Consider the following 10,663-nt stretch of genomic DNA (forward strand, 5'->3'; position numbering starts at 1 on the left):
AGGGAAGGATGGCCGAGATCACCATCAGGCCGATGGCGAAGGGGTAGCCGAGTTCCCATTTGAGCTCGGGGATGATGTCGAAATTCATGCCGTAGATCGAGGCGACCAGCGTCGGCGGCAAGAAGATGACGGCGGCGACCGAGAAGATCTTGATGATGGCGTTCTGCTCGATCGAGATCATGCCGAGCGTGGCATCGAGCAGGAAGGAGATCTTCTGCGACAGGAAGGTGGCGTGGTCGGCGAGCGAGAGCACGTCGCGCGAGAGGGTCTTGATGCGGGCGCGCACATCCTTGCTCATCTTGGTCTGGCCCGCGACATGGGCGAGAAAGCCGGCCAGGCGCTGCAGCGAGATCAGGCTGTCGCGAACCGAAGAAGCGAGATCCTCCTTGCGGCCGATGCCTTTCAGGAGTTCCTGGAAATCGCGGTTGCGCTTCGATGCCTTGGTCGAGCGCGCCTCGAAGATGTCGCGCGAGATCGCTTCGACGTCGCGGCCGGCGCGCTCGAGAATGTCGGCCAGGCGGTCGACGATCGCTTCCAGCAAGCCGATCAGGATGGTGTCGCCGCTGGTGCAGCCGGTTGCCACTTTCTCGGCGTGCAGCGGGAAGGTCTTGAAGGCCTTGGGTTCGTGGTAGCGGATGGTGATCAGCCGGTTGCCGGCAAGCGCGAAGGTCACCGGCGACATCAAGGGATCGTCGGCCTCGGTCTGCGCCGGCAGCACGGCGGTCATGAAGTAGCCGCCGTCCTCGACATAGAGGCGGCTCGAAATCTCGATCTCCTCCATCTCCTCGCGCGTCGGGATAGCAATGCCCAGCCAGCTCTCGATGCGCGCCTCTTCCTCCTTGGTCGGATTGAAGAGGTCGGCCCAGACCACCCTGTCGCTGTCCGCCGCAAGATCCTCGGTGAGGCGCAGGCGGTCATTGTCCACGACGAAGGTTTTCATCATCGCCGGGTCTCCCTGGGGATCAGGTGTTGAACTTGAACAGCATGATGTCGCCGTCCTGGACGACATACTCCTTGCCTTCGTCGCGCGCCTTGCCGGCTTCCTTGGCGGCCACTTCGCCGCCCAGCGTGACGAAGTCGTTGTAGGAGATGGTCTGGGCGCGGATGAAGCCGCGTTCGAAGTCGGTGTGGATGACGCCGGCAGCCTGCGGCGCCTTATCGCCCTTGTGGATCGTCCAGGCGCGCGTCTCCTTCGGCCCGACGGTGAAGTAGGTGATCAGATGCAGGAGCTCGTAGCCGGCGCGGATCACCTTGTTGAGGCCCGGCTCGTCGAGGCCGATCGAAGCCAGGAACTCCATTTCCTCCTCGTCGGAAAGCTGGGCGACTTCCGCCTCGATCGCCGCCGAGATCACCACCGTGCCGGCGCCCTGGGCGGCCGCCATCTTCTCCACCGCCTTGGTGTGCTCGTTGCCGGTGGCGGCGTCCGCCTCGGCGACGTTGCAGACATAGAGAACGGGATGCGAGGTCAGCAGGTTCAGCCCCTGCAGGATGCGCAGATCGTCAGCGCCAATGCCGTTGAGCAGGAAGCGCGTCGGCTTGCCGGCCTGCAGCAATTCGAGCGCGGCCTCCATCATCGGCAGCACGGCCATGGCTTCCTTGTCCTTGCCGGCGGCGCGCTTGCGGATCTGGACGATGCGGCGCTCGAGGCTTTCTAGGTCCGCGAGCATCAGCTCGGTCTCGACCGTCTCGGCGTCGGTCACCGGATCGATGCGGCCCTCGACATGGGTGATATCGTCATCCTCGAAACAGCGCAGCACATGCACGATGGCGTCGACCTCGCGGATGTTGGCGAGGAACTGGTTGCCCAGCCCTTCGCCCTTGGAGGCGCCGCGCACCAGGCCGGCGATGTCGACGAAGGAGATGCGGGTCGGGATGATCTCCTTCGACTTGCCGATCGCCGCGATCTTCCGCAGGCGCGGATCCGGCACCGCCACCTCGCCGGTGTTCGGCTCGATGGTGCAGAAAGGATAATTAGCGGCCTGCGCGGCGGCCGTCCTGGTCAGCGCGTTGAACAGCGTCGACTTGCCGACGTTGGGCAAGCCAACGATGCCACATTTGAAACCCATGTTCGTCCAGTCCTGTCGGAATTTCGATTTTGGTGAGGGCTATGGGCGATAGGGATGACGAACGTCAAGCCCCGATCGGCCGGGCCGCCTCATGGCGGCTAATCTGGTTATCGCGGGATCATCGCGCAAGCCGGCGAAGTCTGGCGAGGCGCACCGGTTCGCCACCAACGAAGGCCTGGTCTTGCTCCAGCACCGCCAGTGCCTGCCGCGCGCTGTCGCGGGCGCCGTCCAAGTCGCCCAGAAGAGCGCGGCATTCGGCCAGTTCCTCCAGCACATAAGGCGCCTGGGCGCCCTCGGCGACTGCCGCGGCGGCTGTTTCTTCGGCAAGTCGCCGGGCTTCTTCCAGGCGTCCCAGCGCGCGCAACGTCCTGATCACGGCGTAGCGCGCGATGCGCTGTTCGCGTTTCTCGCCGGCCGAGCGGCGCAAGTCGACGGCCTGCTCGAACAGAGCCAGAGCGTCAGCGAACCGGCCGGCATCGAAGTAGGACCAGCCGAGATTGTTGAGCAGCGGTGCACGCCAGGGTCCGGCCTCCGGATGCTCGCCGATATAGGCGAAGGCGGTCGCGGTCCATTCAACGGCGCCGTCAAGCGTTCCAACGATCGCCAGCATATGCGCGGCGTCCACGGCCAATGCATGGGCTCCGGCCTGCCGCGCCAGTCGCCAGGCTTCGCCGAACAGCGGCCGCGCGCTTTCGCGTTCACCGGCGGAATTGTGGAGGCGGCCGCGTTCGAGAGCGCAGATCGCACGGGCTTCCGGATCGTCGCCGGCCAGACGCCCGGCTTGGTCGATCAGCGCGTGACCCGAGACGAAGTCCCCAGCCAGGCCGAGTTTTCTGGCGCGTCCCGCCAGATCCGAGACACTGTCCGCCATGCTGACCTCACTTGTGGCCCCGGAGCGATGTCGGTGCCGTAAGACGCAATCCCGCTGAGCGGTGCCGCGCGGCCGCGCTCTTTAGTCTTTTCCGAACAGCTTCTTCAGCATGGCGGCCATCGGACCGCTTTCGGGAATTTTTGCCGCCGGCTGCTGCGGGCGCGCCTGGCGGACATGGCTTTGCTGCTTCGGCGGCTTGGGCGGCGGGCGGTCGTCGTCGCCGGTCGGCACGAGTTTTTCACGCAAGGCGATAGTGACGCGGTTCATGAACGAGCTGTCGTCGCCCTTGGCGAGCAGCGCGGCGTCGTCGGCGATTGCGTCCAGCAGGACATCGAGCCACTCACGGTCCGCCTTGGCGAAATCGCCAAGCACATGGCCGTGCACCATCTCCTTGACGCCGGGATGGCCGACGCCGATGCGCACCCGGCGATAGGCGTTGCCGACATGCTGGTCGAGCGAGCGGATGCCGTTGTGGCCGCCGGAGCCGCCGCCCACCTTCACCCTGAGCTTGCCGGCGGCAAGGTCGATCTCGTCGTAGAAAACGGTAAGCGCGGCCGGTTCGAGTTTGTAGAAGCGCAGCGCTTCGCCGACCGACTGTCCGGACAGGTTCATGAAGGTCTGCGGCTTGATCAGCAGGATTTTCTCGCCGCCGAGCGTGCCTTCGCAGATCAGGCCCTGGAATTTTCTCGACCAGGGCGAAAAGGAATGGCGGCGGGCAATCGCGTCCGCCGCCATGAAGCCGACATTGTGCCGGTTGTTTTCGTATTTCGCGCCCGGATTGCCGAGGCCTGCAAAGACAAGCATCGTCGCCTCCGGAGCTGGAGAAATTACTTCTCTTCGGCCGCCGGGGCCGCCGTCTCGGCCGCCGCTGCCTCGGTGGTCTCCTCCGTCTCCGGCTTCATCGCCGCGGAGCCGGCAATGGTCGCGATGGTGAAGTCGCGATCGGAGATGACCGGCTTGACGCCGGCCGGCAGCTTGACCGCCGAGATGTGGATCGAGTCGCCGATGTCGGTGCCGGCGAGATCGACGGTGATGAAGTCCGGGATCGCGTTGGCCGGGCAGTGGAACTCGACTTCGTGGCGAACGATGTTGAGCACGCCGCCGCGCTTGATGCCGGGCGACTTGTCCTCATTGATGAAGTGGACAGGCACGTCGACATTGACCTCGGTGTCCTTGCCGATGCGCAGGAAGTCGACATGGACAGGGAAATCCTTGACCGGGTCGAGCTGGAAATCCTTCGGCAGGACCTGGATCTTCTTGCCGTCGACATCGATCGTGGCGACCGTGGTCAGGAACCCGCCGCCATGGATCTTGTAGAAGATATCCTTGTAGTTGAGCGCAATAGCCAGGGGAGGCTGCTTGTCGCCGTAAATAACTGCAGGCACTTTACCGTCGCGGCGAACTGCACGGGCGGACCCCTTACCGACCTGTTCGCGCGCTTCGGCCTTGAGCTCGTAAGCATCGTGGCTCATGGCATTTCCTTTCGCGTGTTGTGGAGCGCTTGCGGCAAGCACGAGGCCAACCGTAAACGTCGAAAGCCGTCGCGGCCTTGCACGATCTGTCCGATGCGTTTGGCGATCCAAATGCGTCTGGGGATCATGCGGGGCCTTGCCGGCCTTCCTCCGCGTTGCCTCCAAGGGTGTCTACGCGGGTGGCGGCTCTATAGCCGAAGGCGGGCAAGGGCGCAAGCGCTTGGGCCGGAAGGCTTGGCGGGGACGGTTTCCAGCGACGAAAGCATAACCGGAAGTCCCGTTTGCAACAATGTAGGATCGGGCGGTTCTCAGCCGTCCTGCGGCATGCAACCAGACCCCAAGGGACCAATATGAAACTCCTGTTCAGCCGCAATCCCAATCCTCGCCTGGCGGTCGCGACGGCACGCTATCTCAAGGCCAAGATCGCGTTCGAGTTCGCATCGCCGATGACACCCGGGCAGGCCGAGCGCTACCGTGCGCTCAATCCCAACCTGACCTTGCCGATATTGGTCGGCGCGGGATGGAGCCTGTGGGAGGCGGACGCCATCGCCTGCCGGCTTTCGCGAGAGATGCGTTCGGATTTCTGGCGCAGCGGGGACGACGAGCCGGACATGATCCGCTGGATCAGCTGGGGCAAGGAGCGGTTCGCCTTCGCCTGCGACATGGTGCATTTCGAGCGCGGCACCAAGCAGCGCTATGGGTTGGGTCCCATCGATCGGGCGCTGGTCGAGGAGGGGCTGAGGCAGTTCCATAAGGCCGCGGCAGTGCTCGAGCCCGAGCTTTCCGCGCGGGAGTGGCTGGTCGGCAATTCGATCTCCTATGCGGATTTCCGCATGGCGACGTTCCTGCCGTTCAACGACGTCGCCGGATTGCCGCTCGACGACTATCCGTCGATCCGCCGCTGGTACGGCCAACTGAAAGCGATCGATGCCTGGCGTGACCCGTTCCAGGGTCTGGACGCGCCGCCGCTGCCGCCGGTGAAGATCGAGGCGTGACCGCGGCTCGCGATTCCGGACGGAAACCGCTCACACTTTTGCTGGAATTGTTCTAGGCGTCGTCGTTGGCCTGGCCGCCGTTCAGCGCATCGCGCAATGCCTGGATTTGCCGGTTCAAGGCATCGAGTTCAGCCAATTTCATGCCTGAGCGCTCGATCAGCGTCTCGTTCAGGCAGTTGCACTGGACGAGCAGGGCCCGTCCGCTGGGGGTCAGATCGACCTGCACCTGGCGCTCGTCGGTCTGGCTGCGCTGCCGGGTGACAAGGCCAGCCTGCTCCATTCGCTTCACCAGCGGGGTGATGGTGCTCGATTCCAAAGCGAGCCGGTGCGCGATGCTGCCCACCGACATGCCGTCCGCCTCTCCCAGCGCATTGAGCACGAGATATTGCGGATAGGTGATGCCCATCTCGTCCAGCATCGGCTTGTAGGTGCGGTTGATCGCCATCGAGGTGGCATAGAGCGTGAAGCAGAGCTGATTGTCCAACGGGAGAGGCACGGCGCATTCCTTTTGCCGACTGAGCATCTGTTGTGTACCACGAAAAATGATATCGCGATACATATTTCCATGGACAAGGCTTTCGATCTCCGTTACGCATATAATTATCGCGATATTGTTTATCGTGATATCAACTGAAGGAGATTGAGATGAGCTTGCAGACCACGTCAGGGCAGACCAAGCCGGGCTCGGGCAGCGGCACGATCACCACCAAGGACGGAACGCAGATCTTCTATAAGGATTGGGGGACGGGCCAGCCGATCGTCTTCCACCATGGCTGGCCGCTGAGCAGCGACGACTGGGACGCCCAGATGCTGTTCTTCCTGTCGAAGGGTTACCGCGTCATCGCGCATGACCGACGCGGCCATGGCCGTTCCAGCCAGACCGACACAGGTAATGAGATGGACACCTATGCCGCCGACGTGGCGGCGCTCGCCGCGCATCTCGACCTCAAGGACGCCATCCATGTCGGTCATTCGACGGGCGGCGGCGAGGTGGCGCGCTATGTCGCGCAATATGGCGGCGCGGGCCGCGTCGCCAAGGCAGTGCTGATCGGCGCGGTGCCGCCAATCATGTTGAAGACGCCCGCCAATCCGGGCGGCTTGCCGATCGAGGTGTTCGACGGTTTCCGCGCGGCGCTGTCGGCCAATCGCGCCCAGTTCTTCCATGACGTGCCGGCCGGACCGTTCTACGGCTTCAACCGTCCCGGCGCGCAGGTTTCCGAAGGCGTCATCGACAATTGGTGGCGCCAGGGCATAATGGGCGGCGCCAAGGCGCATTACGACTGCATCAAGGCCTTCTCGGAAACCGACTTCACCGAAGACCTGAAGACAATCGACGTGCCGGTGCTGGTCATGCATGGCGACGACGACCAGATCGTGCCGATCGCGGACTCCGCGCTCATCTCGATCAAGCTGCTCAAGAAGGGCGAGCTCAAGGTCTACAAGGGTTTTCCGCACGGCATGGCAACGACCCACGCGGACGTCATCAACGCCGACCTCCTGGCCTTCTTCAAGGCCTGAGGCCGGTCGTCAAACACGAAGGCACCCGCCAAGCGGCGGGTGCCTTGATCCTTGGAAGTCGTTCGAGGTGGCTGGGCAATCAGGCCATCCGCGCTTCCTTCATGTTGGGCAGGAAGACCGTCAGCAGGCCGAGGAAGGGCAAATACGAGCAGATCTGGTAGACGAAGTCGATGCCCTTCATGTCGGCGACGACGCCGAGCACCGCGGCGGCGATGCCGCCCATGCCGAAGGCGAAGCCGAAGAAGATGCCGGCGATCATGCCGACGCGGCCCGGAACCAGCTCCTGCGCGAAGACGACGATGTTGGAGAAGGCCGACGACAGGATCAGGCCGATCAGCACGGTGAGCACCATCGTCCATTCCAGATTGGCGTAGGGCAGCGCCAGCGTGAAGGGCAGCACGCCGACGATCGAGAACCAGATCATCGCCTTCTGTCCATAGCGGTCGCCGAACGGTCCGCCGAGCAGGATACCCAGCGCCGAGGCGCCGAGGAACAGGAACAGCATCACCTGGCTCGTCTGCACCGAAACGCCGAACTTATGGATGGCGTAGAAGGTGTAGTAGCTGGAGAGCGAGGCGATATAGGCGTTCTTGGTCAGCACCAGCAGCGTCAGCACGGCCAGCGCCCACATGACCTTCTTGCGCGCGAAGGGCGAGACATGGGCAGCCTGCTTGCGGGTGGCCATCGCGGCGCGCAGCCGGCTGTACCAGCCGCCGACCCGCCACAAGACGACGATGCCGATCAGCGAGCCGACGGCGAACCAGGAAATGCTGGTCTGGCCGAACGGCACGACGATGAAGGCGGCGAGCAGCGGGCCCATCGCCTGGCCGAAATTGCCGCCGACCTGGAACAGCGACTGCGCCAGGCCGAAGCGGCCGCCGGAAGCAAAACGGGCGATGCGCGAGGATTCCGGATGGAAGATCGCCGAGCCGATGCCGATCAGCGAGGCGCCGATCAAAAGCAGCCAGTAATGGCCGGCATGAGCGAGCACCACCAGGCCGACCAGCGACGAGGCCATGCCCCAGGGCAAGGAGTAGGGCATCGGCTTCTTGTCGGTGATCATGCCGATCACCGGCTGCAGCAGCGAAGCCGTCACCTGGAAGGTGAAGGTCAGAAGGCCGATCTGCCAGAAATCGAGACCGTAATTGTCCTTGAGCAGCGGATAGATCGCCGAAAGCAGCGACTGCATGATGTCGTTGACGCAGTGGCAGAAGCTCACCGCAAGAATGACGGTGAAGGCCGTCGCTTGCGCCGAGATGTTGCTTGCCGGCGCCGGTGCGGCGACGGAGGTGGCGGTCGTATCGGTCAAGGCAATGCTCCGTAGTCTTGTTGGAGCATGATCTTTTCCGAAAACCGGTTTCCACTTTTCGGGATCATGCTCTAGGCGGCGAACCGCAGCCGGCCTTATAGGCCCGTTGCCAAGCGACTTCTTTCGTGGTTTGGTCCAATAGTTTCGCAAGTGGGCCACATCGATGCCGCATGGCAAGGAGATATTCAAGGGCGACGCCGCCGAGCTCGGCCGGCTGCATGAAAGCCGCTGGCAATGGCTGGAACAGGCCGTCGGGCCGGCGGTGGCGCTGCCGACAGAATATCCGGACGGCTACCACGTGCCGCGGCACCGCCACAGCCGCAGCCAGTTGCTGCACGCGCTGGTCGGCGTGGTGCTGGTGACGACCAGGCACGGGCGCTGGATGGTGCCGCCCGACCACGCGATGTGGATACCGGCCGGCACCGAGCATTCCGTCGAGATGCTGGGCGACGTCTCCATGCGGTCGGTCTATGTCATGCCGGACGCCATTCCCGGCCTGCCGGAGGGCCTGCGCGTCGTCGGCATCACCGAGCTGATGCACAGCCTGATCGTCGAATCGGAGAAGCTGCCGCAGGGGAGCGAGCTCGAAGGGCGCGCCGCCCTCGTCATGGGTCTTCTGCTGCATGAGATCCCGAACCTGCCGGAACGGCCGCTCGGCCTGCCTTTCCCGTCCGATCCGAAGCTTGCAGCACTCTGCCGGCGCTTCGTCGCGGCCCCGTCGCCGCGTGCGACGATCGACGAATGGGCGGATGCCTCAGGCATGAGCCGGCGGTCCTTCACCCGCGCCTTCCACCGCCAGACCGGACTGTCGCTGTCGACCTGGCGCCAGCAGGCCTGCCTGTTCGCGGCGCTGCCCAGGCTCGCCGATGGCGAGCCGATCACCAGGGTGGCGCTCGATCTCGGCTATGACAGCGTGCCGGCCTTCACGACCATGTTCAAGCGCATGCTCGGGACCTCGCCGCGCGGCTATATGCGCGGCGCGCGCGATGTCGGTGAAAACCCGCGCCGCACAGGTGGTCCGATCGCCGCGTGAGACAGCGCCGTCAGCATTGAGTTGATGTGTCGGTTCTCAGTCTGGGTTCCGTTTGCCAAATACCGATTGCAAATTGCAATCGGTTATGTTCCTCTTTGTGATGAGGCAAAATCGGAGGGACGCTGGTGGCAACGATCGTCTATGCCATGCTGACATCGCTGGACGGCTACATCGCCGGGCCGAGTGGAAGTATTGACCTGCCGGTTCCGGAAGAGGAATTGCACCGGCATTTCAACGACGAGATGCGACGGACGTCGATCGCGCTTTGCGGGCGCAGGATGTATGAAACCATGCGTTTCTGGGACAGCCCGGAGCGGGAGATCGCCGCCGAGGAGGTCGAGCGGGATTTTGCGCATGCCTGGCGGGAGACGCCGAAGGTCGTATTTTCGACCACGCTTCGGGAGGTTGGGCCGAATGCCCGTCTAGTGAGAGGTGATGTCGAGGCGGTTGCAAGGTCGCTCAAGGCGGACACGGACGGCGAGATTTCCGTCGCCGGCGCCGAGTTGGCTGCCCATCTTGTCCGCGCGGGCCTGATCGACGAATACCGGCTTTACATGCATCCGGTCGTGCTGGGCGGCGGCAAGCCGTACTTCCGGTCCGGCCTGTCGCTGGCGCTGAAGCCGCTCGGCACCGAGCGCCTTGCGCAAGGGGTCACGCTGCTGCGCTACGCGCCCGGAGTAGCCAGTTTCTGATCAATCGAACAGGCTCGACACCGATTCCTCGGTCGCCGTGCGCGAGATCGCTTCGCCCATCAGATCGGCGATCGAAATGACGCGGATGTTCGGCGCATCGAGCACGCCCTGCGTCGGCTGGATCGAATCGGTGATCACCAGCTCCTGCAGCTTCGAGCCGGCGATGCGGGCGACGGCGCCGCCGGAGAGCACGCCATGGGTGATGTAGGCGGTGACGGAGGTCGCGCCGTTGGCGAGCAGCGCGTCGGCCGCGTTGCAGAGCGTGCCGCCGGAATCGACGATGTCGTCGATCAAGAGGCAATCCTTGCCGGCGACGGCGCCGATGATGTTCATGACTTCCGATTCGCCCGGACGCTCGCGGCGTTTGTCGACGATGGCGAGCTGCGCGTCGAAACGTTTGGCCAGCGCGCGCGCCCGCACCACGCCGCCGATGTCGGGCGACACGACGACGACATTGCCGAGCTGCTTGTATTTGGCTTTCACGTCGCGGGCCATCACCGGCACCGAGAACAGATTATCGGTCGGGATGTCGAAGAAGCCCTGGATCTGGCCGGCATGCAGGTCGAGAGTCAGCACGCGGTTGGCGCCGGCGCGGGTGATCATGTTGGCGACGAGCTTGGCCGAGATCGGCGTGCGGCCGGAGGCGCGGCGGTCCTGCCTCGCGTAGCCGAAATAGGGGATGACCGCCGTGATGCGTCGCGCCGAGG

Annotated in this window: 12 protein-coding genes; 4 read left to right on the top strand and 8 right to left on the bottom strand. The window is 64.2% G+C overall.

Annotated features, from left to right (window positions below; genetic code table 11):
• From EOD07_RS09505 to EOD07_RS09525, 5 genes are all read right to left on the bottom strand, one after another.
• Positions 1–943 (bottom strand): magnesium transporter CorA family protein (locus EOD07_RS09505; protein WP_127235239.1); only part of this gene is annotated, 943 nt, incomplete at its 3' end.
• Positions 944–962: 19 nt separating this feature from the next.
• Positions 963–2,066 (bottom strand): redox-regulated ATPase YchF, encoded by a 1,104-nt coding sequence (gene ychF / locus EOD07_RS09510; protein ID WP_127235240.1) that lies wholly within the window; start codon positions 2,064–2,066, stop codon positions 963–965.
• A gap of 118 nt (positions 2,067–2,184) precedes the next feature.
• Positions 2,185–2,937, bottom strand: coding sequence for a tetratricopeptide repeat protein (locus tag EOD07_RS09515; protein ID WP_127235241.1), 753 nt, complete (start codon positions 2,935–2,937; stop codon positions 2,185–2,187).
• An 81-nt stretch (positions 2,938–3,018) separates the two neighbouring features.
• Positions 3,019–3,741: an aminoacyl-tRNA hydrolase gene (gene pth, locus EOD07_RS09520; RefSeq protein ID WP_127235242.1), complete on the bottom strand. Its 723-nt coding sequence runs from the start codon at positions 3,739–3,741 to the stop codon at positions 3,019–3,021.
• A gap of 23 nt (positions 3,742–3,764) precedes the next feature.
• The gene (locus tag EOD07_RS09525) at positions 3,765–4,409 is read right to left on the bottom strand and encodes a 50S ribosomal protein L25/general stress protein Ctc (RefSeq protein ID WP_127235243.1); all 645 of its coding nucleotides are present in this window, start codon (positions 4,407–4,409) and stop codon (positions 3,765–3,767) included.
• A 350-nt stretch (positions 4,410–4,759) separates the two neighbouring features.
• Between EOD07_RS09525 and EOD07_RS09530 the strand changes: the two genes are divergently transcribed.
• On the top strand, positions 4,760–5,404 hold the full coding sequence (locus EOD07_RS09530; RefSeq protein ID WP_127235244.1) for a glutathione S-transferase family protein: 645 nt from the start codon (positions 4,760–4,762) through the stop codon (positions 5,402–5,404).
• A gap of 52 nt (positions 5,405–5,456) precedes the next feature.
• On the opposite strand, the gene EOD07_RS09535 is transcribed toward EOD07_RS09530, so the two are convergent.
• Complete coding sequence (locus tag EOD07_RS09535) at positions 5,457–5,900, bottom strand: MarR family transcriptional regulator (RefSeq protein ID WP_127235248.1); 444 nt, start codon at positions 5,898–5,900, stop codon at positions 5,457–5,459.
• Positions 5,901–6,049: 149 nt separating this feature from the next.
• On the opposite strand from EOD07_RS09535, the gene EOD07_RS09540 reads away from it, so the two are divergent.
• Complete coding sequence (locus tag EOD07_RS09540) at positions 6,050–6,922, top strand: alpha/beta hydrolase (RefSeq protein ID WP_127235245.1); 873 nt, start codon at positions 6,050–6,052, stop codon at positions 6,920–6,922.
• Positions 6,923–7,001: 79 nt separating this feature from the next.
• On the opposite strand, the gene EOD07_RS09545 is transcribed toward EOD07_RS09540, so the two are convergent.
• A complete protein-coding gene (locus EOD07_RS09545) occupies positions 7,002–8,231 on the bottom strand; it encodes an MFS transporter (protein WP_164772143.1) in 1,230 nt (409 codons plus the stop codon).
• A 163-nt stretch (positions 8,232–8,394) separates the two neighbouring features.
• On the opposite strand from EOD07_RS09545, the gene EOD07_RS09550 reads away from it, so the two are divergent.
• Both EOD07_RS09550 and EOD07_RS09555 read left to right on the top strand, forming a co-directional pair.
• Complete coding sequence (locus EOD07_RS09550) at positions 8,395–9,264, top strand: helix-turn-helix transcriptional regulator (RefSeq protein ID WP_127235246.1); 870 nt, start codon at positions 8,395–8,397, stop codon at positions 9,262–9,264.
• 125 nt (positions 9,265–9,389) lie between these two features.
• Positions 9,390–9,956 (top strand): dihydrofolate reductase family protein, encoded by a 567-nt coding sequence (locus tag EOD07_RS09555; protein WP_127235247.1) that lies wholly within the window; start codon positions 9,390–9,392, stop codon positions 9,954–9,956.
• Here EOD07_RS09555 and EOD07_RS09560 read toward each other — a convergent pair.
• Positions 9,957–10,663: ribose-phosphate pyrophosphokinase (locus tag EOD07_RS09560; RefSeq protein ID WP_164772144.1), on the bottom strand; the 707-nt coding region annotated here is incomplete at its 5' end.

This window comes from Mesorhizobium sp. M2C.T.Ca.TU.002.02.1.1 (genome assembly GCF_003997225.1).

Bases quoted from the DNA above. Each gene is read 5' to 3' on its own strand.
- EOD07_RS09540 (WP_127235245.1), top strand. From the start codon at position 6,050: ATGAGCTTGCAGACCACGTCAGGGCAGACCAAGCCGGGCTCGGGCAGC.
- pth (WP_127235242.1), bottom strand. From the start codon at position 3,741: ATGCTTGTCTTTGCAGGCCTCGGCAATCCGGGCGCGAAATACGAAAAC.
- ychF (WP_127235240.1), bottom strand. From the start codon at position 2,066: ATGGGTTTCAAATGTGGCATCGTTGGCTTGCCCAACGTCGGCAAGTCG.
- EOD07_RS09550 (WP_127235246.1), top strand. From the start codon at position 8,395: ATGCCGCATGGCAAGGAGATATTCAAGGGCGACGCCGCCGAGCTCGGC.
- EOD07_RS09515 (WP_127235241.1), bottom strand. From the start codon at position 2,937: ATGGCGGACAGTGTCTCGGATCTGGCGGGACGCGCCAGAAAACTCGGC.
- EOD07_RS09530 (WP_127235244.1), top strand. From the start codon at position 4,760: ATGAAACTCCTGTTCAGCCGCAATCCCAATCCTCGCCTGGCGGTCGCG.
- EOD07_RS09525 (WP_127235243.1), bottom strand. From the start codon at position 4,409: ATGAGCCACGATGCTTACGAGCTCAAGGCCGAAGCGCGCGAACAGGTC.